Genomic DNA, 19,167 nt, shown 5'->3' with positions numbered 1-19,167 from the left:
CGGCCGGGCTGCGCCCGGCACCTGCCGAAACAACGTCAATGGCAACGTCAAAAGCTGGCTTCCCGTGGGAGGCGGGGTGGCTCAGGTTGCGGGGGACGGCGCAAGTACGTCCATGTAGCCTCGGTCGCGCCATCCATGGCGCTCACGCCCCCGCAACCTGAGCCGCCCCGCCTTCGACAATTTCCCGCGAGCTGTTGGAACGGCTCCGACCTCATTCTGTGTAGGCGTGTGGGGATGTCGATTTCAGGGACTGTGGTTCGTCGAATGAATGACTTCAACGGGAGCTGCACATGAGCACTGACACCAAGCCGAAAGGCCCGGCCTCGTACTTCCCCTCCATCGAGAAGACCTACGGGCAGCCGGTGACGCACTGGTTCGGGCTGCTGGCGGGCAAGAAGGGCCTGAAACACATGGAACTGGTCAGCTTCCTGAAAAGCGAGCATGGGCTGGGCCATGGCCATGCCAACGCGCTGGTGGCGCATCACCTGGCCGGCAAGGGTTGAGCAGGCAACGCTGCGCTGAACGGCCGTGTGGGGCCTCGCCACACGGCCTTCAGGGTCGGGCAGACTGGGCGTCCATCCCGAGGCAGGACGCCCTCATGCAGGTCACGCTGGAAGCGATCACCCCCGACAACTACGAAGCGGTATGCGATCTCGACGTCAGCGAGGCGCAGCAGGACTTCGTCGCTGGCAATATCTGGTCGCTGGTGCAGGCAGCATTCCATCCCGGCTACCAGACCCGCGCCATCCAGGCCGATGGCGAGCTGGTCGGGTTCTTCATGTGGGTGCCGGAGACGCCGCAGCGGACGTCGATCTGGCGGTTCATGGTCGATCAGCGCTGGCAGGGGCGTGGCATCGGGCGGCGCGCGCTGGAACTGGCGCTGGCGCAGATCCGGGATACGCCCGGCCTGGCCGAGGTCGAGATCTGCTACAACCCGCACAATCCGGTGGCGGGCGCCTTCTATGGCAGCTTCGGTTTCGTCGAGACCGGCATGGACGATGATGGCGAGGACATGCTGGCCGTGCTGCCGGTGACGCCTCCGGAATAACCTGAATGGGCGAGCGCAGCTGAACGATTTCATCTGCAACTGTCATGCAGATCGTGTCTAATATCGCTCCCCACCTGCTGTTCCCCCACCCGCATGTCCCTTCCCGCCCATGGCCCCGCGCCGTGCGACGACGCTGACGGCCACCTGGTCACCGCCGGTCCGCTGACCCCGCCGCCCGACAGTGCCGGCACCACCGCCGACGAAAAAGCGCTGCGCCACTCGATCGCCGAGGACGTGCAGGGCATGGTGCTGGCCACGATGGTGGCCTCGCTCGGCCTGGCCATCTTCGCCAAGGGTGGGCTGATGATCGGCGGCATGGCCGGCATGGCCTTCCTGCTGCACTACTCAATGGGTTGGAACTTCGGCCTGGTGTTCGTGCTGGTCAACCTGCCGTTCTACTGGGTGGCGCTGCGTCGCATGGGCTGGGAATTCACCCTGAAGACCTTCGCTGCGGTCACCGCCTGTGGCGTGCTGACCGACCTGCTGCCGCGCTGGATCGACTTCTCGCACATCAACCCGCTGTATTCGGCGATCGTGGGCGGTGCGTTGTCCGGCCTGGGCATCCTGTTCTTCATCCGGCACCGTGCCAGCCTTGGCGGCATCGGCATCCTGGCGGTGTACCTGCAGCGCACCCGCGGCTGGAGCGCGGGCAAGGTGCAGATGTCCTACGACGCCTGCCTGATGGTGGCTGCGTTCTTCGTGTTGTCGCCGTCGAAGGTGCTGTACTCGGCCATCGGCGCGGTGGTGCTCAGCCTGGTGCTGATGTTCAACCACCGCCCGGGCCGCTACATGGGCGTGTGACGATTCGACGGTAGTGCCGGCCGCTGGCCGGCAACACCTGAGGCGTTCCGAGGCTGCCAGCCAGCGGCCGGCGCTACCGGGAGGCCTGCAACCACGGCGGTGACAGCGTCAGCAGCCGCGCATGCACCGGGCAGTCCTCGGCATGCGCACCGGGCAGGTAGCCCAGGCTCATCAGGAACTCGCCGGTGATCTCGCCGCCGGTGAAGCGGAACGTCTTCTTGAACAGCTTCACCCAGTCGGCCTTGCTGCGCTGGTGGTGCGCGTCCAGCCACGCCGCGAAGCTGCCATGGTTGGCCCGCAGCTGCTGGATCACCTGCGCGTTGTGGATTGCCGCCAGCACCTTCAGCCGGTTGCGGATGATGCCTGCGTCCGACAGCAGGCGTTCGATGTCCTGCTCGGCATACGCCGCCACGCGGTCCACATCGAAGCCGTCATAGGCCGCGCGGAAGCCCTCGCGCTTCTTCAGGATCGTTTCCCAGCTCAGGCCGGCCTGGTTGATTTCCAGCACCAGCCGCTCGAACAGCTCGCGCTCGTCACGCTGCGGAAAGCCGTACTCGTTGGCGTGGTAGTAGTCGTGCACCGGATGGCCCGGGGCGATGAGGCAGTAGCCGCTCATGGGGAAGACTCGTTGGATTCGGGTTCTGGATCGATGGCCAGCGCGGGGCGTCCGCCGATGGACAGCATCGGCCAACGCGGTGGCACAAGAGTGAGTTCGCCATCACGCAGGGCCTGGTTGATCGCCTCGGCCTGGCCGCTGACGGTGCCGAACAGCGAACCGGCCCGGCGCCAGTGGGCATCCCTGCCACGTGCGTACAGAACGCAGTCCGGGCCACGGTGGGTGTACAGCTCGCACAGCAGCACTTCGCCGGTGCCATCGCCGTCCAGGTCGCGATGCACGATCAGGCAGTCGCGCTCGCTCTGGGCGCAGGATTCGCCATTGATCGAACGTGTGGCCAGTGCCTGCCACCAATCGTCCGGCGGCGAGCTGGATCCCTTGGCCAGCTTCAACGTGCGCTGCAGGGCGACGATGTCCTGCGGCCCCTTGTCGAGGCGCTGTCCGTCGTCCCAGCGCGTGGTACGTGCCAGCGCGGCAGCGATCACCTGTGGCGCGTTGGCATCGGCGGTGATGGCCGGATCACGCTGCAGCTCGCGCAGCGCCTGCACGCCACGGCGCCCAAGATCGAAGCGCAGCACGTTGACGTCGCTGCTGGTGATCGCCGGCGGGTCCGCGCGCAGCCGCTCCAGCTGGCTGGACAGGGTCAGCCGCACCGGGTCCAGCAGCGGCGAGTTGCCCAGCAAGGCCAGTGCCAGCACCGCCCAGCACATCCATCGGTTGACCGGCTCCAGCATCTGCAACCAGCGGCTCTGCCGGCGCAGCACCGCCAGCGCGTAACCCACGGCATAGCCGGCCACGGCCAACGCGACGAGTACTGCCCAGAACCGGTCCATGGTCCAGCCGTACTGCACCACGCGCAGGCCCAGTGCGTACAGCGCCAGTGCGGCGTAGACCGGCAGTGCCAGCAGGCTGGCTTCAACCAGCCGGCGCAGCAGCAGGGGGTAGGGAGCGCTGTCTTCTCCCTGCTGGTAGACCGCATTGGTGAACGTCACCAGCAGCAGCGACAGCACCAGCAGCAGGCTGGCGGCCGAGCGGGTCTTCCACAGCGGTTCCAGCCCGGTCAGCGGCAGGCTCAGCACGAATAGCACGGCGATGAACGACAGCAGCGGCAGCAGTCCGCGGCAGATCGCGAACAGCACCTGGCGGGTGATCTGGATCGCGCGGTGCTGGGTGCGCCCGATCAGCACGCCGAACCCGGCCAGGCTGCCGGTGGCCAGTGCGATGAACGCGTCCTGCCGGAACAGGTCGCGGAAGATGGTCACGTCGAGCAGTTGGAACAGCGCCGCCCACAGCCACAACAGCAGCCAGGTCAGCCCGGTGAACAGCGCCGCCAGGGCCAGGGTCAGGCCGTTCTGCCAGGCGCGCTCGAACAGCTCCGGATAGCTGGCGCGCCAATGCCCGTGCTGCAACTGGAACTGCCACCAGGGCAGGGCCACGAACACTGCTACGGCCATGCCCACGGTCAGCGGGAACTGCAGCGCGCCCGAATCCAGCGCGGTCTCGCCGTTGAGGTTCCAGCCGATCCAGGCGGCCAGCGCCAGCACCACCACCGAGCCGAGCACCGCCTGCAGCCACAGGCGGCGCTGGCCCAGCTCGACCAGGCTCAATGCCACCGCGCTGGGAATGGCCAGCACCCAGGCGTACCAGCAGTAGCGCCAGCCGATATCGCGGAACGGCCACGCATCGGACAGTTCCTGCGCGGCATACAGCATCAGACCCTGCAGCAGGGCGATCAGGACGATGGCGCTGCGTGCCGGCAGGGTCAGGGGCGATGAAGACTGCATCGATGACCTTCCATGGCAAAGCACCATCCTAGCCCATCGCGGTTCGGCGCCATCGCGCGACCATCCCGCCCCCAGCAGGTAGAATGGGCCCATGCCTGTAACGCCGACCTCCCTTGCCGATCACCTGCTCGTCGCGCTGCCGTCGCTGCTCGACGCGACCTTTGCCCGCAGCGTCGCGCTGATCTGCCAGCACGACGAGAACGGCGCGATGGGCGTGCTGGTCAACCAGCCTTCCGAGTACACGCTGGGTGAAGTGCTTGCACAGATGGACATCACCACCGGTGATGGCGACCTGCAGGCGCGCATGGTGCTCAATGGCGGCCCGGTGCATCCCGAACGCGGCTTCGTCATCCATGACGACGCGCGCGCGTGGGATTCCAGCCTGACCGTGGGCGAGGGCCTGTACCTCACCACCTCGCGCGACATCCTCGAAGCGATGGCGCGCGGCGAAGGCCCGGCCAATGCCGTGGTCACCCTCGGCTGTGCCGGTTGGGGTGCAGGGCAGCTGGAAAGCGAGCTGTCCGAGAACAGCTGGCTGACCGTGCCGGCCGATGCCGAGCTGGTGTTCCAGCTGCCGCTGGAGCAGCGCTGGCAGGGTGCGGCCTCGCGCATCGGCGTGGACTTGTTCCGTCTGACCGATTACAGCGGCCATGTCTGAGCCGACCGCGCCCGCACCGGCGTCTGCTGCCCCGGCGATCCGCCGTGACGGCACCGTTCTGGGGTTCGACGTCGGCTCTCGCCGCATCGGCGTGGCCATCGGCAGTGCCTTCGCTGCGCATGCGCGCGCGGTGGCGGTGGTCGACGTGCACGGCAATGGCCCGGACTGGACCGCGATCGAACGCCTGCTCAAGGAATGGAAACCCGACGGCCTGGTGGTCGGCGACCCGCTGACCCTGGATGGCCAGGACCAGCCCAACCGCAAGCGTGCGCAGGGCTTCGCCCGCCAGCTGCGGGAACGCTTCAAGCTGCCGGTGGTGATGATCGACGAGCGTTCCAGCTCGGTCGAAGCCGCACGCCGCTTCGCCGTCGAGCGCGCCGAAGGGCGCAAGCGCCGCCGCGATGCGGCCGCTCTCGACGCCGTCGCCGCCGCGGTGATCATCGACCGCTGGCTGTCGTCCCCCGACGACGCCACCCCCATTCCCTGACTGCACGACTCCCGCCATGACTGCCCAGCAAATCGATGCCTCCGGACGCCTGCGCCACCTGTTGACCCTCGAGGGCCTGCCGCGCGAAACCCTGCTGCAGTTGCTCGACCGGGCAGGGCAGATCCGCGATACCGCGGTCGGTCGTGTCGGCAACAAGCGCCACGTGCTGGCCGGTTCGGCGGTGTGCACGCTGTTCTTCGAACCGTCCACGCGCACCCGCAGCTCGTTCCAGCTGGCTGCGCAGCGCCTGGGCGCCGATGTGCTGAACTTCGATGCCTCGACCTCGTCCACGCGCAAGGGCGAAACCGCCTGTGACACGCTGCGCAACCTGGAAGCGATGGGCGTACGCGGCTTCGTGGTGCGCCACCCCGATGATGGCGCCGTGGCCGCGCTGGCCGAAGCGGCCGGCGAGGGCACCGCGCTGATCAATGCCGGTGACGGCCGCAGCTCGCACCCGACCCAGGGCTTGCTGGACATGCTGACCCTGCGCCAGGCCAAGGGCCCGGATTTCTCGAAGCTGAAGGTGGTGATCGTCGGCGACGTAAAGCACTCGCGCGTGGCCCGCACCGACCTGCATGCGCTGCGCACGCTGGGCGTGGGCGAGATCCGCGTGTGTGGCCCGCAGTCGCTGCTGCCGGACGACGAGACCCTGAAGGGCTGCGTGGTCGGCGATGATTTCGACGCGATGCTGGAAGGCGTCGACGCGCTGATGATGCTGCGCCTGCAGCGCGAGCGCATGGAAGAAGGCCTGGTGCCGTCGCTGGAGCAGTACCACGCGCAGTACGGGCTGACCAACGAACGCCTGGCGCGCGCGGGCAAGGATGCCGCGGTGCTGCACCCGGGCCCGATCAACCGCGGCGTGGAAGTGACCGACGAGGTGGCCGACGGCCCGCAGTCGTGGGTGCTGCGCCAGGTCGCCAACGGCGTCGCCGTGCGCATGGCCGTGCTGGAAACGCTGCTGGGCTGACCCCTACTCTGGTAGGTGTCAACCTTGGTTGACACACTCACCGCCCGGTTCGTGCGCGCCCTGCTTTGGTAGATGCCAACCTTGGTTGGCACTATCCACCGGAGATCATGTCATCGGGCAGATCACATGATGCCCCAAGCTCCCATTCGCACCATGCATGGGGATATTGCCCCAACCGCGTCGTCAGCCCGGCCCTGATCGGATTTCCCATCAGGTACATCGCATGCCGGTGCAACGATTCGTCAGAGCGGATCGCATGATCGTGATAGCAGGCCTGCCAGAAGTGCCCGACTCGCCCCAGCAACCGGTTTGCCTGCTGGGCTGTGCGCGACTTGAAACGCTTCATGACGGTTTCCAGTGACCCGGCGCGCAGTTCGACCAGCCAGTGGATGTGGTCGGGCATGACCACGTAGGCAATCGAGCGGGTGAAGCCTTCCTGATCAAGTCGCTGGAACTCCCGTACTACGAGGGCGGCGACATCGTCGCTGGCGAGCAGCGGCGCGCGGCCTGTCACCACCGTTGTGAGGATGTAGCTGAGGCCGACGCTGGAGCGGCGGCCGATCAGGAGTCTGGTGTTCTGCATGGAGCAAGCATGGGCGGGCCTGCTTGCCGTGAACATCGGGGAATGATCTGGATTCGGGTAGGCCAGTGCCAACTAAGGTTGGCAACTACCAGAGCAGTCAGTGCCAACCAAGGTTGGCAGCTACCGGGAGCTGCGGCTCAGCGCTTCTGCGCGAACAGCCACGCCCACATCGCCGGGTCGGCATAGGTGGCGTCCCAGGCATTGTGATTGCCTTCCGGGTACTCGGTGTAGCGCACGTCGCGTGCGTGGGTGCCCTGGAATGCGCTGTGCAGCCTGCGGTCGTCATCCGGCGGAACCACGTCATCCTGCGCGCCGTGGAAGATCCAGATGGGGGTGTGCTGCAGTCGCCTGGCGATCGCGGCATAGGGATCGGATTCCTGGGCCACCTGTTCAACGAACAGGGTCGGCCGCTTCGCGCGCGGTGCGAACACGGCACCGCATACCGGCACGATCGCGGCAAAGCGGTGCGGGTCATCCAGCGCAATGTTCCAGCTGCCGTAGCCGCCCATCGACATGCCGGTCAGGTACTGGCGCGCCGGATCGGCGCCGAATTCGGCGATGGTCGCGTCCAGCGCAGCCACGGCCATGCGGTTGTTGCGGCCGCTCCATTCCGAGTGCTTCGCTGCCTGCGGGAAGACGACCAGGGCCGGGAAGTCGGCGTGCTCGCGCAGATACGGCCCCAGTCCCGAATACGTCTGCTTGACGCCGTCCCGGCCGCGTTCGCCCGAGCCGTGCAGGAACAGGATCACCGGGATGCCCGTGCTGTTGCCGGAGTGTGCGGGGCCTCCCGTCCGCACTCCGGCCGGAATGAAGACCTGGTAGTAGGCGGTCTCTCCGTCCACCTTCACGGCGCGGCCTTCGAAGTGGCCGCGCGCGCTGTGGGGTGTGCTGGCGCAACCGGCCAACATCATCAGCGACAGCAGTGGCAGCCAGCGGGGAAGCGATCGCAGCATGACGGAGCCCCAGTACATGGAATCCCTTTCATGCTATCCCCGCTCGTGCGCCAATGCCTTCTGCAGCGCAATAGGCCCCATCGGCAATCGTTTGCGCAGTGGGCACACGCGGAGCAGAATGCGGAGAGCTATCGGAGTGGCGCAGCCGCACATCATGGAACGAGGCAAAGGGATTATGGTCTGCGCGGCGCTGCTGGTGCTGGTCGCGGGATTGACATGGAAGGGGCTGCAGGCAGGCACGCATTCCGTGCCGGAAGCTTCCGACAGCCAGAGTGAGCCTGGCAGAGCGCCACCTTCGCAGTCTCCGCACCCGGCGGCGCGGCTGAACCGGGCCGATGCAGACTATCAGACCGCAGTCTGGTTGCTTCCGCGGGCGCAGGAACTGGCCAGTCGTTCCGACGCAGGTGATGCCGAGGCGAGCTATGAGCTCAGCCTCATCTATGGGGAATGCGTCTCGTTCTTCGATCCAACCCAGGACGAACCCACGGGCATGCCGCCCGATCGCAGGCCGGCGTTGTATCGCAGTGGTGCCTGGCTGTCCCAGCGCTGCGACGGCATCGATCGACAGGACGCGGGTGAAGCGTCGTTCCGCTACCGTCGACGGGCCGCCGAGCAGGGGCACTTTGCCGCGCAGATCATCGAGCGCTACTTTGGCGGCATGCTGCAGGGCGCATCGAGGCCTTCCACGGATGAACAGGTGTCGATCATCGAGAAGGCGCTTGCCCGCAACGATGGCCAGGCCTATCTCGCCTTGTCGGAAGGCCTGTCCTACGACCCGGGTGGCGTGCATGAGGCGCTGGCGCCCTATCCGGCCGGTACCGATGTGGATGCTGCTGCGTGGATGCTTGCTGCCTGCGATGCCGGTGTGCCGTGTGGCGCGGATTCGGTGCTGCTGCATGAGCTGTGTGGCACTGCAAGCCTGTGCGGCGAGGATTCGGTCGAGGCCGCACTCGGATTGAAACTGTCTCCGGAGGAGCTCGTCGTGGCGCGGCAGCAGGCCGATGCGCTGGCCATCCGGTCACGTGACCTGCGCGGGCGCCGCTGAGCGCAGGCCGTCAGTCCGCGCGCGGGAAACTGGCGATGATGTCCAACTGCTCCTTCGCCTCCGCATTGCCTTCGGCCGCCGCCGCCTGCACCTGCGCCATGTCCGGGTGCAGGACCACCAGCAGTGGATTCTCACAGACCGGGCAGTCGTACTCGGTGGCGTCCTCGTCCAGCTCCATCACCATGGCGCGCGAGCTGCCCTTCCATTCGCAGGCCGGGCAGGTGTGCTGCTGGTCGCGCCAGCCGGGCTGGAAATAGTTCTCGATCGTTGTTGCCATGGGATGTTCCGGGAAGGGAAGGGGGGCGGAGCCCTGCGTCGCAGGGCTCCGCGCCCGCAGGGATCAGTGCAGCAGCACCAGCGTGGCCAGGCCGAGGAAGGTGAAGAAGCCCATCGAGTCGGTCACGGCCGTCAGGAAGATGCCACTGGCCAACGCCGGATCGAAGCCGAAGCGTTTCAGGGTGAGTGGCACCAGCACGCCGGCCAGCGCCGCGAACAGCAGGTTGCAGGTCAGTGCAATGGCGATCACTGCCGACAGCCCTGGCGAGTGGAACCAGGCCAGCACGATCAGGCCCAGGATCGAGCCGAGCAGCAGGCCGTTCAGCGCGGCGACCCGCACTTCCTTCCACAGCAGCGTGCGCGCGTTGGAGGCACCGACCTGGCCCAGCGCCAGGCCGCGCACCATCAGCGCGAGCACCTGGGTGCCGGCATTGCCGCCGAGGCCGGCCACGATCGGCATCAGCACTGCCAGCGCGACCAGCTTGTCGATCGTGCCCTCGAAGTGGCCGACCACGCTGGAAGCCAGGAAAGCCGTGCACAGGTTGACCGACAGCCACATCAGGCGGCGGCGCATCGCGCGCCAGACTGGACTGAACAGATCCTCGTCCTCGTCCAGACCGGCGGCGCCCAGCGCCTGGTGCTCGGCCTGGCCGCGGATGATGTCGACCACGTCATCGATGGTGATGCGGCCAACGAGAATGTTGTTCTCGTCCACCACCGGCGCGGAGATCCAGTCATGGTCGGAGAACTGCCGCGCGACCTCCTGGTCGCTCTCGCCGACGTCGATGGCCGGCTGCTCGTCGTCGATCAGGCGGTTGATCGGCGTGGTGTCCTCATGGGTCACCAGTGCTGCCAGCGACACACGGCCGAGGTACTGGTGGCGCCGGCTGACCACGAACAGGTGATCGGTGTGGTCGGGCAGCTCGCCGCGCAGGCGCAGGTAGCGCAGCACCACGTCGACGTTGACGTCGGCGCGGACCGTCACTACGTCCGGATTCATCAGGCGGCCGGCGCTGTCCTCGGGGTAGGACAGCACCTGTTCCAGCCGCTCGCGGTTCTCGCGGTCCATCGACTTGAGGACTTCGTCGATGACCGTGTCTGGCAGGTCTTCGACCAGGTCGGCCAGATCGTCGATGTCCAGGTCTTCGACCGCGGCGATGATCTCGTCCGGGTCCATGTCTGCGAGCAGGCTTTCGCGCACGTCTTCGCCGACGTGGACCAGGACCTCGCCGTCGTCTTCCGGATCGACCAGGCCCCACACCACCTCGCGCTTGCCGGGCGGCAACGACTCGAGCAGGTTGCCGATCTCGGCGGGGGCAAGGGTGTTGACCAGGCGACGCACCGGGCCCAGCCGTCCGCTGTCCAGTGCATCGGACAGCATCCGCAGTTGGCGCGCAGTCTTGTCGTGGCGTACAGCTTCAGCCATCGCAGCTCCCGCGGGATAAGAAAAGCCGCGATCCCGGCAAGGATGCGGCAACAGGGGTGTTCAGCGCGTCATTATCGCAAGGGGATGTTTCAACGCATAGCCGCCGGGTGGTGGTAGTGCCGGCCGCTGGCCGGCAATCGTCCCCATCGAAGGCCATGAGGTTGCCGGCCAGCGGCCGGCACTACCCTTGGCGCTCAGGGCGTATCCGCCACCAGCGCCAGCCAGCGTTCGATGGCGCGGCGGTCGCGCGCGGACAGCAGCTTCGGCGCACGGGCGCGCAGTGTCCCCAGGTCGGCTTCGCGGATCGCACGGCGTACCTCCAGCAGCGTGCCCGGGTGCAGGCTGAATTCGGTCAGGCCCAGCGCCAGCAGCAGTGGGGTCATCCGCGCATCGCCTGCCATCTCGCCGCAGACCGCCACCGGAATGCGATGCCGCGCGCCGGTCTCGATCACCATCTGCAGCAGCCGCAGCACGGCCGGATGCAGCGGTGAATACAGCTCGCCCAGTGCCTCGTTGTTGCGGTCGGCGGCGAGCAGGTACTGCACCAGGTCGTTGGTGCCGATCGACAGGAAGTCGACCAGGTCGATGAAGCTCTCCAGTGCCAGCGCCGCGGCCGGCACCTCGATCATCGCACCCAACGGCACATGGTCGGACACCATGTGGCCTTCGCCGCGCAGCTGTTCGGTCAGCTTGAGCATGCGTCGGCGCACCGCCAGCAGCTCCTCGCGGGTGCTGACCATCGGCACCAGCACGCGCAGCTTGCCGTAGGCCGAGGCACGCAGGATCGCGCGCAGCTGGGTATCGGCCACCTTCGGCCGTGCCAGCGACAGGCGTACCCCGCGCAGTCCCAGGGCCGGGTTCTCTTCATTGCTCAGGGTCAGGCCGGTGCGGTCGGCCTTGTCCGCGCCCAGGTCGAGCGTGCGGATGGTGACCGGTCGCCCGCTCATGCCCAACGCGGCATCGCGGTAGGTCTGGAACTGTTCCTCTTCGTCCGGCAGCTCGTTGCGCTGCAGGAACAGGAACTCGGTGCGGTACAGGCCCAGCCCCTGCGCACCCAGCGCATGCGCCTGGGTCACATCCTCCAGCGATTCGGCATTGGCCAGCAGGGCGATGTCGACCTGGTCGCGGGTACGGCTGGGCTTGCTGCGCAGGCGGCCGAGCTCGCGCTGCTCGCGCGCATGTTCTTTCAGCCGGGCGCGGTAGTCCCGCAGGTTGTCGGCCTGCGGGTTGGCGGTGATGCTGCCGTCGGCGCCGTCGATGATCAGCACATCGCCATCGGCGATGCGGCTGAGCAGCTGCGGCACGTTGACGATCAGTGGCAGGTGCAGGCTGCGTGCCAGGATCGCGCTGTGCGACAGCGCGCTGCCGGCGGCAGTGACGATGCCGACCACGCCCTGGGCCTGCAGTTGCGCCAGCTCGGACGGGGCGATGTTGTCGCAGACCAGGATCTCGCCGGCCAGGCCCTTCACCGCCGGTGGCCGTTCGGGCTGCAGGAAGGCGTGGATGCGGCCGATCACGTGGTCGAGATCGTCCATGCGGCTCTTCAGGTAGGCATCGTCCATGCCATCGAAGACCTTGGCCAGGCGGTCGCGCTGCAGGCGCAAGGCATAGCCGGCGCTGTACGGGCCGCTGCGGATCAGCTCATCCAGCCCGAACAGCAGCTCGGGATCATCCAGCAGCAGGGCATGCAGGTCGAGGAACTCGCCTGCCTCCTGGTTCAATGCACCCTGCAGGCGCTGCCGCAGTTCGTGCATTTCCACGCGTGCGGCGTCCACCGCCCGGTGCAGGCGGGCCAGTTCGGCCTCGACCTGGCTGGTTGCGACACGTTGTTCAGCGACTTCCAGTGCATGCGGCAGGCGTACGCGGGCCCGGCCCATCGCAGTGCCACGGGCCGCACCATGACCGGCCAGCAGCTGTACCGGCCGCTGGCCGGAACCGAGCTGCCCGGCGCGTGCGCGTGGCACGCTCAGTTGTCCTCGTCGAAGCGGCGTTCGAACAGGCCGACCACCGCCTCCATCGCGGCGGCTTCGTCCTCGCCGTTGATCCGCACCGTGACCGGAGTGCCCTGGCCAGCGGCCAGCAGCATTACGCCCATGATGCTCTTGGCGTTGATCTCACGGCCCTTGGCGGCCATGGTCACGTTGCAGCGGAACGGCGCCAGGGTCTGCACCAGCTTGGCGGTGGCCCGGGCGTGCAGGCCCAGGCGGTTGCTGACGGTGAGTTCTCGTTCAAGCATCGTCGACTATCGCTCCATTACGGGTACCCGCCGCGGCTGTGGCGGGCAGTTGATCCAGTCCCTGTTCCGGATAATTCATCACCCGCAGCAACATCGGCAGGCTCAGCGCCGACACCCGGCGAACCGGGGTCCCCAGCCGGGCCAGCTGCCCGGCAAGGTTGGCGGGGCTGGCGCCGTACAGGTCGGTCAGGATCAGCACGCCTTCCCCCCCATCGACCCGCCGCAGGGCGGCCGAGGCGAGCGGGAGCAGGGCGTCCAGGTCTGCGTCGAACGGTACTTCGAAAGCTTCGGTTTTCAGCGGCAACTGCCGCAGGAGCCGGGTCGCCACGTCAAGCAGGGCGGTCCCGACCCCGGGATGTGTTACGAGGAGAATGCCACAGGTCATTACTGCACGTTAACAGGTCAAGGTGAATCGGCGATAGCAGCAGATGAGGGGCACTGTGTCCCGTATTCAGCGTTACCGGGGTCAGAGCCCTTTTCCCCTGGAAAAGGGATCCGACCCCATGCGTTTTTCGATGCCTGACCGGGATTCATCCACGCATGGCGTGGATCTACCGTGTCGACCAAGGTCGACACCTACCAACAGCAACACAGAATGCCGTCCCGACAAATCGCGGGAATCTGTCGAAGGCGGGGTGGGTCAGCAAGCGGGGGCGTGAGCCGCATGGATGCGGCGACCGAGCTTACAGGGACGTACTTGCAGCGTCCCCCGCTTGTTGGTCCACCCCGCCTACCCACGGAATGCCGGCTTTTGCTTTTGCTTTTGCTGTTGCCGGCCAGCGGCCGGCACTACCAGCGGGTGCCGGGTGCAGCCCGGCCGACCCCCTCAATCCTGTTCGCGGTGATACGTCGCCACGTCTTCCCAGCCCATCTCGCGGGCATGCCGCGCCATGCGCTCGGCCAGGAACACCGAGCGATGCTTGCCGCCGGTGCAGCCGAACGCCACGGTCACATAGCTGCGGGTGCCATCGCCCAGCTTCGGCAGCCAGGTATCGAGGAAATCCATCAGCTGGGTCAGGTAACGCTGCACATCCGGCTGCGCTTCCAGGTAGTCGCGCACGCCGGGCTCACGACCGCTGAGCGCACGCAGATCCGGATCCCAGTGCGGATTGGGCAGCACCCGCGCATCGAACACGAAGTCCGCCTCGGCCGGTACGCCGCGCTTGTAGGCGAACGATTCGAACAGCAGCGACAGGCGCGTGGCGTGGTCCAGCGCGAACTCGGTGATGATGCGCCGCCGCAGCTGGTGCACATTGAGGTTGCTGGTGTCGATCACCGCATCGGCCTCGCGGCGCAGCGGCGCGGTCAATTCACGCTCGCGGGCGATCGCTTCGGGCAGTGACAGGCCCAGCTGGCTCAACGGATGGCGGCGGCGGGTGTCGGCGTAGCGCTTGAGCACCGCCTCGTCGCTGGCTTCGAAGAACAGCACCTTCACTTCCACGCCGGCGTCGGTGGCGAGTTGCCGCCAATCGCCCAGTTGGCTCAGGTCGGCCTGGCCGCGCACGTCGATGCCCACCGCCAGCCGGCGCGGCGCGCTGCCGTCATGGTTGGCCAGCAGGCTGCGCACGAAGTCCGGCAGCAGGTGGATCGGCAGGTTGTCCGAGCAGTAGTAGTCCTGGTCCTCGAAGGTCTTCAGGGCGACGGATTTACCCGAGCCGGACAGGCCGCTGACGATGATCAGGGTCGGGGCGGTGGGGGTTGCGGTGCTCATGGACAGGCTCTTCGAAGGGCAGGGGAATCAGGGTGTTCGCCGTTCCAGCAGGTTGCTGTGACGGGCGATGAACATCGCCGCCGGGTCGATGCCCTTGGTGCGCAGGATGTGCAGGCGGGTGGCGGCCTCGGTCAGCACGGCCAGGTTGCGGCCAGGCATCACCGGCAGCGTGATCAGCGGTACATCCAGGTCCAGCACATGGCGGGTGCCCGAATCGCCGGTGAGGCGCTCGTAGCCATGCGGGGTGGGTTCGGTCATCGGCTTGGTCAGGTGGACGATCAGCCGAAGGTACTTGTTCTTCTTTACAGCCGTGTCGCCGAACATCTCGCGCACGTTCAGCACGCCCAGGCCGCGCACTTCCAGCAGGTCCTGCAGCAGTTCGGGGCAGGTGCCGTCGAGCACGTCGGGGGCGATCTGGGTGAATTCGGGGGCATCGTCGGCGACCAGGCGGTGGCCGCGGCTGAGCAGCTCCAGTGCCAGCTCGCTTTTACCCGACCCGGCCTCGCCGGTGATCAGCACGCCGATGGAGTAGATCTCCATGAACACGCCATGCAGGATCACCCGCGGCGCCAGCGTGCGGGCCAGGTGGTAGGACAGGTGGTTGAGCAGTTCGTGGCCGCGCTTGGGCGACAGCCACAGCGGCGTGCCGGATTCGTCAGCGGCGGCACGCAGGTCTTCCGGGCAGGCCTGGTTGCGGGTCAGCACCAGCGCCAGCGGGTGCGACTGCATGATCTTTTCGATGGTCTCCCAACGCTGGCGCGGTTCCAGTGCATCCAGCCAGGACAGTTCCTCGGTGCCCAGGATCTGCACCTTGTTGGGGTAGATCGCATTGAGATAACCAGCCAGCGATGGACGCCGCGAGACCGTGTTGCCGGCCTCCAGTTCGCGCTTCTCGCCGGACTTGCCGGCAGCCCAGCGCAGCCCCAGCCGCTCGCGCTGCTGTTCGAACAGTTCACGGGCGGTGATGCTGGTATTCATGCGGCACTCGCAGGTGGGGTCATGTCCAGCGCCTCGCGCAGCGCCCGGGCATCGCCCACTTCGCGCAGGGCCTGGCGGATCTCCGGCGCCGAGAACAGCTCGGCCAGCTCGGACAGCAGCATCAGGTGCTGGTGGGTGTAGTGGGCGGGGACGGCCATGGCGAACACCAGGTCCACCGGCTCGTCGCCGCCGAAGTCGACCGGAGTGGCCAACCGCAGCAGGGCGCCGCGGGGGCGGTCCAGGGTTGGCGCGCGGCCGTGGGGAATGGCGATGCCGTGACCGATCGCGGTGCTGCCCAGCGCTTCGCGCTGGCACAGGTTCAGATAGATCTGTTCGGCGTTGGCCTGGCGGCAGGCCAGCAACCCGGCGGCGGCCTGCAGGACGCTGTCGCGGTCGGTGGCCGTGCAGAGCTGGGTCTGCACGGCCGCCAGGAGGTCAGTCAGGGGCATGTCTGCGGGGAACGGTGGCGATCAGCCACCATTGTCGCCCACCGGCAGCGGTGCGTGCTGCTGTTTTTTCTCCTTGTGCTTGATCACCAGACGGTCAAGCTTGTCCGCAAGCAGGTCGATCGCGGCATACATGGTCTGGGCATTGGCCTCAGCGTGCAGGGTCTGGCCGGGAATGTTGAGGCTGGCGTCGACGTGGTGTTCGGTCTTCTGCAGCTTGAGGGTCACCCGCGCTTCGCAGTGCTGGTCGAAGTGTTTGCCGATCCGGGCCAGCTTCTCCTCTACATAGGACTGCAGGGCCGGGGTGACTTCGACATCTTTGCCAAACGTTTCGATGCGCATCGGGTTTCTCCTGTGTTCGGATGTGCCAATGAACCTCTCCGCCGGGCGCGGCGGCGCGTCAAGCGATTCTGACCCTTTCGTGCGAGGCGGAAATGTTCATGGCTTCACGATACTTCGCCACGGTGCGTCGCGCTACTGGAATTCCCGACGATTTGAGCAGGTCAGCCAGCTTGGCGTCAGAAAGCGGCTTGCGCGGGTTCTCGTCGTCGATCAGGCGCCGGATCATCGCCTGGATGGCCGTGCTGGACGCCTCGCCACCGCCCTCGGTATCGATGCCCGAGGCGAAGAAGGCGCGCAGCGGCAGGGTGCCGCGCGGGGTACGCACGTGCTTGCGGGCGATCGCGCGCGAGACCGTGGATTCGTGCAGGCCGAGCTCGGCGGCGATCTCGCGCAGGGTCAGTGGACGCAGTGCCTGCTCGCCGAACTCAAGGAAACCGGCCTGCTGCAGGATCAGGCTGCGCACGACGCGCAGCAGGGTTTCGCCGCGCTGCTGCAGTCCTTTCAGCAGCCAGCGCGCTTCCTGCAGCTGGGTACGCAGGTAGCCGGCATCGGCATCGCCACAACGTCGGATCAGCTGTTCGTAGCCGCGGTGGATCACCACCTTCGGACCGGCGTGCGCGGCCAGCGCTGCGCGCCACACGCCGTTCTGCCGCCACACCACCACATCCGGCACCAGGTAGGTGTCCGGCGACAGCGGTGCGATCTGCGTGCCCGGGCGCGGGTCCAGCGAACGCAGCAGGGTGACCGCCGTCTCGACCTCGTCCAAGGGCTGTTTCAGTTCATGGGCCAGCCCGGCGACGCCACTGCGCGGCAGCCGTTCCAGCGGGCCTGCGGCAATCTGTCGCGCCAGCACCAGGCCGGGTGTATCGTCGGCCAGCACATCCAGCTGCAGCTGCAGGCATTCGCCGAGCGTGCGTGCAGCCACGCCGACCGGGTCGAAACGCTGGATGCGATGCAGCACAGCGAGGATCTCGTCCTCGTCGGCGTGGATCGCCGGCAACAGGGTTTCGGCGATGGTGGCCAGCGGTTCGCGCAGGTAGCCGTCGTCGTCCAGCGCATCGATCAGTGCAGCGCCGATGCTGCGGTCATGCGTGGAAAGATGCGACAGGTGCAACTGCCACAGCAGGTGGTCGGCCAGCGTTTCGGTTTCGGCCACGCGTTCGGCGGCGCTGCCGATATCGTCGTCGTCGTCGAAGCTGCCTCCGCTACCGGACGCGCTCCAGTCCAGTTCGGCCGGTGCCCAGTCGTCGCCGGCATCGGTGCGTTCTGCGGGAGCTTCGCTGTCGTTGCCATCGCCGCCTTCGCTGGCGGTGCTGCCGTCGTTGCTGTCAGCCCAGTCCAGCAGCGGATTGCTCTCCACCGCCTGTGCGATTTCCAGCTCCAGCTCGGTGCTCGACATCTGCAGCAGCTTGATCGCCTGCTGCAGCTGGGGCGTCAGCACCAGCTGCTGTCCCAACGATGTCTGCAGCCGAGTCTTCATGCCTGTGCCGAAAGGAAGGAGAGGGACCCGGCGACTGCTTCACAGCTTGAAGGAATCCCCGAGGTAGACGCGACGCACATCGGCGTTGTCCAGGATCGCTTCCGGCGAACCCTGGGCCAGCACGCTGCCCTCGGCGAGGATATACGCGCGGTCGCAGATACCCAAGGTCTCGCGCACGTTGTGGTCGGTGATCAGCACGCCGATGCCACGTTGCTTGAGATGGGTGACGATGCGCTGGATCTCGCCGACCGAAATCGGGTCGACACCGGCGAACGGTTCGTCGAGCAGGATCAGGCGCGGCTGCGCGGCCAGGGCACGGGCGATCTCGCAGCGGCGGCGCTCGCCACCGGACAGGCTGGCGCCGAGCTGGTCGGCGACGTGGCCCAGCTGCAGTTCGTCGAGCAGGCTGTTCAATTCGCGCTCGCGGCCCTTCGAATCAAGGTCCTCGCGCAGCTCCAGCACCAGGCGGATGTTGTCGGCCACGGTCAGCTTGCGGAACACCGACGGCTCCTGCGGCAGGTAACCCACGCCCTGCTTGGCCCGGGTATACATCGGGTCGCCGGTGATGTCCTTGCCGTCGAGCACGATGCTGCCGGCGTCAGCGGCAACCAGGCCGACGATCATGTAGAAGCAGGTGGTCTTGCCGGCGCCGTTGGGGCCGAGCAGGCCGACCACTTCACCGGCGTCGAGGGTCAGCCCGAAGTCCTTGACGACTTCGCGTTGCTTGTACTTCTTGCGCAGGCCCTTGGCGACGAGCATTACTTCTTGCTCCCGGCCGGCGGTGCCGGCGTGCTGGCCTTGGGCTGTGCCGCGGGTGCGGCCGGGGTCTTGTTCTTCGGCGGGATGACGGTGCGCACGCGGCTGCCGTCGCCACCGGAGTTCATTTCGCCGGTGCGGGTGTTGTAGACCATGCGCTGGCCGGCATTGGTGCCGCGCGCGCTGGTGACCTTGTAGTTGCCGGTCAGGGTGATGATCTCGGTCTTGATGTCGTAGTCGATGCGGTCGGCCAGCGCGTCCATCCAGGTGCCATCATCGAGCTGCTGCTTCATCTTGGCCTGCTTGCCGGTGAACACCGCACGCACGGGCTCGCCGTCCTTGAGGTAGATCTCGGCCTCGGACGAGCGCAGGTCCAGCGTGCCCTGGGTGATGATCACGCCCTGCGACAGCACTGTCTTGCCGTCGCCGGTGAGCATGCCCGACTGGGCGCCGGAATCGATGTGCATGTCTTCGTTGCGGTCGGTGGACTTGGCGAAGGCGGCGCTGGGGACAAGAAGACCGAGCGCGAGTACGGCGGCAAAGGGAATCTTCATCGGGGTCCGTTCTACCGGTG

At 67.1% G+C, this 19,167-nt stretch carries 23 protein-coding genes; 7 read left to right on the top strand and 16 right to left on the bottom strand.

All coding sequences use genetic code 11. The features are described 5' to 3' along the window. The first annotated feature begins 290 nt into the window (after positions 1-290). The 3 genes from VPH47_RS16250 to VPH47_RS16240 all read left to right on the top strand — a co-directional run bounded on the left by VPH47_RS16250 (position 291) and on the right by VPH47_RS16240 (position 1,849). On the top strand, positions 291-503 hold the full coding sequence (locus VPH47_RS16250) for a DUF4287 domain-containing protein (protein WP_005408372.1): 213 nt from the start codon (positions 291-293) through the stop codon (positions 501-503). Positions 504-598: 95 nt separating this feature from the next. Continuing rightward, the gene (locus VPH47_RS16245) at positions 599-1,048 is read left to right on the top strand and encodes a GNAT family N-acetyltransferase (RefSeq protein ID WP_368851260.1); all 450 of its coding nucleotides are present in this window, start codon (positions 599-601) and stop codon (positions 1,046-1,048) included. 93 nt (positions 1,049-1,141) lie between these two features. Beyond that, positions 1,142-1,849 carry a YitT family protein gene (locus VPH47_RS16240; protein ID WP_032130182.1) on the top strand — a complete coding sequence of 236 codons (708 nt, stop codon included), beginning with the start codon at positions 1,142-1,144 and terminating at the stop codon, positions 1,847-1,849. Positions 1,850-1,922: 73 nt separating this feature from the next. Here the strand turns inward: VPH47_RS16240 and VPH47_RS16235 are convergent, their stop codons facing one another. After that, positions 1,923-2,465, bottom strand: a complete 543-nt coding sequence (locus VPH47_RS16235) for a DNA-3-methyladenine glycosylase I (RefSeq protein WP_368851259.1) — start codon at positions 2,463-2,465, stop codon at positions 1,923-1,925. Then, a complete protein-coding gene (locus tag VPH47_RS16230; RefSeq protein WP_368851258.1) occupies positions 2,462-4,249 on the bottom strand; it encodes a DUF4153 domain-containing protein in 1,788 nt (595 codons plus the stop codon). Before VPH47_RS16230 ends, VPH47_RS16235 begins: the two co-directional genes overlap by 4 nt. Before the next feature lie 91 nt (positions 4,250-4,340). Here VPH47_RS16230 and VPH47_RS16225 point away from each other — a divergent pair, with 91 nt between their 5' ends. The 3 genes from VPH47_RS16225 to VPH47_RS16215 are packed head-to-tail and all read left to right on the top strand — an operon-like array spanning position 4,341 to position 6,361. Further along, complete coding sequence (locus VPH47_RS16225) at positions 4,341-4,907, top strand: YqgE/AlgH family protein (protein ID WP_014036231.1); 567 nt, start codon at positions 4,341-4,343, stop codon at positions 4,905-4,907. Then, positions 4,900-5,394 (top strand): Holliday junction resolvase RuvX, encoded by a 495-nt coding sequence (gene ruvX / locus VPH47_RS16220; protein WP_368851257.1) that lies wholly within the window; start codon positions 4,900-4,902, stop codon positions 5,392-5,394. The genes VPH47_RS16225 and ruvX overlap by 8 nt, the downstream gene beginning before the upstream one ends. Positions 5,395-5,410: 16 nt before the next feature. Next, the gene (locus VPH47_RS16215; protein ID WP_368851256.1) at positions 5,411-6,361 is read left to right on the top strand and encodes an aspartate carbamoyltransferase catalytic subunit; all 951 of its coding nucleotides are present in this window, start codon (positions 5,411-5,413) and stop codon (positions 6,359-6,361) included. 91 nt (positions 6,362-6,452) lie between these two features. Here the strand turns inward: VPH47_RS16215 and VPH47_RS16210 are convergent, their stop codons facing one another. Both VPH47_RS16210 and VPH47_RS16205 read right to left on the bottom strand, forming a co-directional pair. Beyond that, positions 6,453-6,944 carry a transposase gene (locus VPH47_RS16210; RefSeq protein ID WP_368851255.1) on the bottom strand — a complete coding sequence of 164 codons (492 nt, stop codon included), beginning with the start codon at positions 6,942-6,944 and terminating at the stop codon, positions 6,453-6,455. 137 nt (positions 6,945-7,081) lie between these two features. Then, complete coding sequence (locus tag VPH47_RS16205; RefSeq protein ID WP_110714271.1) at positions 7,082-7,897, bottom strand: prolyl oligopeptidase family serine peptidase; 816 nt, start codon at positions 7,895-7,897, stop codon at positions 7,082-7,084. Between the two features lie 154 nt (positions 7,898-8,051). Between VPH47_RS16205 and VPH47_RS16200 the strand changes: the two genes are divergently transcribed. Then, positions 8,052-8,942 carry a hypothetical protein gene (locus VPH47_RS16200; RefSeq protein ID WP_153856469.1) on the top strand — a complete coding sequence of 297 codons (891 nt, stop codon included), beginning with the start codon at positions 8,052-8,054 and terminating at the stop codon, positions 8,940-8,942. Between the two features lie 10 nt (positions 8,943-8,952). Here the strand turns inward: VPH47_RS16200 and VPH47_RS16195 are convergent, their stop codons facing one another. From VPH47_RS16195 to lptA, 12 genes are all read right to left on the bottom strand, one after another. Continuing rightward, entirely contained in the window at positions 8,953-9,219 is a 267-nt protein-coding gene (locus VPH47_RS16195) for a hypothetical protein (protein WP_110711404.1), read from the bottom strand. A 63-nt stretch (positions 9,220-9,282) separates the two neighbouring features. Then, positions 9,283-10,644, bottom strand: coding sequence for a magnesium transporter (mgtE, locus tag VPH47_RS16190; protein WP_110711405.1), 1,362 nt, complete (start codon positions 10,642-10,644; stop codon positions 9,283-9,285). A gap of 194 nt (positions 10,645-10,838) precedes the next feature. Next, on the bottom strand, positions 10,839-12,608 hold the full coding sequence (gene ptsP / locus VPH47_RS16185) for a phosphoenolpyruvate--protein phosphotransferase (protein WP_164162768.1): 1,770 nt from the start codon (positions 12,606-12,608) through the stop codon (positions 10,839-10,841). A 2-nt stretch (positions 12,609-12,610) separates the two neighbouring features. Further along, entirely contained in the window at positions 12,611-12,880 is a 270-nt protein-coding gene (locus tag VPH47_RS16180; protein WP_046983647.1) for an HPr family phosphocarrier protein, read from the bottom strand. Further along, on the bottom strand, positions 12,873-13,265 hold the full coding sequence (locus tag VPH47_RS16175; RefSeq protein ID WP_010483657.1) for a PTS sugar transporter subunit IIA: 393 nt from the start codon (positions 13,263-13,265) through the stop codon (positions 12,873-12,875). The genes VPH47_RS16180 and VPH47_RS16175 overlap by 8 nt, the downstream gene beginning before the upstream one ends. 441 nt (positions 13,266-13,706) lie before the next feature. Continuing rightward, positions 13,707-14,591: an RNase adapter RapZ gene (gene rapZ / locus VPH47_RS16170; RefSeq protein ID WP_153856467.1), complete on the bottom strand. Its 885-nt coding sequence runs from the start codon at positions 14,589-14,591 to the stop codon at positions 13,707-13,709. 27 nt (positions 14,592-14,618) lie between these two features. After that, complete coding sequence (hprK, locus tag VPH47_RS16165; protein WP_005408388.1) at positions 14,619-15,569, bottom strand: HPr(Ser) kinase/phosphatase; 951 nt, start codon at positions 15,567-15,569, stop codon at positions 14,619-14,621. Then, on the bottom strand, positions 15,566-16,018 hold the full coding sequence (locus tag VPH47_RS16160; RefSeq protein ID WP_368851254.1) for a PTS sugar transporter subunit IIA: 453 nt from the start codon (positions 16,016-16,018) through the stop codon (positions 15,566-15,568). The genes hprK and VPH47_RS16160 overlap by 4 nt, the downstream gene beginning before the upstream one ends. Before the next feature lie 21 nt (positions 16,019-16,039). Beyond that, positions 16,040-16,357 carry a ribosome-associated translation inhibitor RaiA gene (gene raiA, locus VPH47_RS16155; protein ID WP_004147311.1) on the bottom strand — a complete coding sequence of 106 codons (318 nt, stop codon included), beginning with the start codon at positions 16,355-16,357 and terminating at the stop codon, positions 16,040-16,042. Positions 16,358-16,415: 58 nt separating this feature from the next. Next, positions 16,416-17,837: an RNA polymerase factor sigma-54 gene (locus tag VPH47_RS16150; protein ID WP_197611344.1), complete on the bottom strand. Its 1,422-nt coding sequence runs from the start codon at positions 17,835-17,837 to the stop codon at positions 16,416-16,418. 39 nt (positions 17,838-17,876) lie between these two features. After that, entirely contained in the window at positions 17,877-18,596 is a 720-nt protein-coding gene (gene lptB / locus VPH47_RS16145) for an LPS export ABC transporter ATP-binding protein (protein ID WP_010483646.1), read from the bottom strand. After that, positions 18,596-19,147, bottom strand: coding sequence for a lipopolysaccharide transport periplasmic protein LptA (gene lptA / locus VPH47_RS16140; RefSeq protein ID WP_248859507.1), 552 nt, complete (start codon positions 19,145-19,147; stop codon positions 18,596-18,598). Before lptA ends, lptB begins: the two co-directional genes overlap by 1 nt. Between the last annotated feature and the right edge of the window lie 20 nt (positions 19,148-19,167).

Source organism: Stenotrophomonas sp. WED208 (genome assembly GCF_040984485.1).
Classification (GTDB): Bacteria; Pseudomonadota; Gammaproteobacteria; order Xanthomonadales; family Xanthomonadaceae; genus Stenotrophomonas; species Stenotrophomonas riyadhensis.
Note: the sequence above shows the minus strand (reverse complement) of the source record. Positions and strands in the feature narration are given on the sequence as shown.

Coding starts and splice junctions, on each gene's coding strand:
- VPH47_RS16250 (WP_005408372.1), top strand. CDS start 291: ATGAGCACTGACACCAAGCCGAAAGGCCCGGCCTCGTACTTCCCCTCC.
- VPH47_RS16245 (WP_368851260.1), top strand. CDS start 599: ATGCAGGTCACGCTGGAAGCGATCACCCCCGACAACTACGAAGCGGTA.
- VPH47_RS16240 (WP_032130182.1), top strand. CDS start 1,142: ATGTCCCTTCCCGCCCATGGCCCCGCGCCGTGCGACGACGCTGACGGC.
- VPH47_RS16235 (WP_368851259.1), bottom strand. CDS start 2,465: ATGAGCGGCTACTGCCTCATCGCCCCGGGCCATCCGGTGCACGACTAC.
- VPH47_RS16230 (WP_368851258.1), bottom strand. CDS start 4,249: ATGCAGTCTTCATCGCCCCTGACCCTGCCGGCACGCAGCGCCATCGTC.
- VPH47_RS16225 (WP_014036231.1), top strand. CDS start 4,341: ATGCCTGTAACGCCGACCTCCCTTGCCGATCACCTGCTCGTCGCGCTG.
- ruvX (WP_368851257.1), top strand. CDS start 4,900: ATGTCTGAGCCGACCGCGCCCGCACCGGCGTCTGCTGCCCCGGCGATC.
- VPH47_RS16215 (WP_368851256.1), top strand. CDS start 5,411: ATGACTGCCCAGCAAATCGATGCCTCCGGACGCCTGCGCCACCTGTTG.
- VPH47_RS16210 (WP_368851255.1), bottom strand. CDS start 6,944: ATGCAGAACACCAGACTCCTGATCGGCCGCCGCTCCAGCGTCGGCCTC.
- VPH47_RS16205 (WP_110714271.1), bottom strand. CDS start 7,897: ATGCTGCGATCGCTTCCCCGCTGGCTGCCACTGCTGTCGCTGATGATG.
- VPH47_RS16200 (WP_153856469.1), top strand. CDS start 8,052: ATGGAACGAGGCAAAGGGATTATGGTCTGCGCGGCGCTGCTGGTGCTG.
- VPH47_RS16195 (WP_110711404.1), bottom strand. CDS start 9,219: ATGGCAACAACGATCGAGAACTATTTCCAGCCCGGCTGGCGCGACCAG.
- mgtE (WP_110711405.1), bottom strand. CDS start 10,644: ATGGCTGAAGCTGTACGCCACGACAAGACTGCGCGCCAACTGCGGATG.
- VPH47_RS16180 (WP_046983647.1), bottom strand. CDS start 12,880: ATGCTTGAACGAGAACTCACCGTCAGCAACCGCCTGGGCCTGCACGCC.
- VPH47_RS16175 (WP_010483657.1), bottom strand. CDS start 13,265: ATGACCTGTGGCATTCTCCTCGTAACACATCCCGGGGTCGGGACCGCC.
- rapZ (WP_153856467.1), bottom strand. CDS start 14,591: ATGAGCACCGCAACCCCCACCGCCCCGACCCTGATCATCGTCAGCGGC.
- hprK (WP_005408388.1), bottom strand. CDS start 15,569: ATGAATACCAGCATCACCGCCCGTGAACTGTTCGAACAGCAGCGCGAG.
- VPH47_RS16160 (WP_368851254.1), bottom strand. CDS start 16,018: ATGCCCCTGACTGACCTCCTGGCGGCCGTGCAGACCCAGCTCTGCACG.
- raiA (WP_004147311.1), bottom strand. CDS start 16,357: ATGCGCATCGAAACGTTTGGCAAAGATGTCGAAGTCACCCCGGCCCTG.
- VPH47_RS16150 (WP_197611344.1), bottom strand. CDS start 17,837: ATGAAGACTCGGCTGCAGACATCGTTGGGACAGCAGCTGGTGCTGACG.
- lptB (WP_010483646.1), bottom strand. CDS start 18,596: ATGCTCGTCGCCAAGGGCCTGCGCAAGAAGTACAAGCAACGCGAAGTC.
- lptA (WP_248859507.1), bottom strand. CDS start 19,147: ATGAAGATTCCCTTTGCCGCCGTACTCGCGCTCGGTCTTCTTGTCCCC.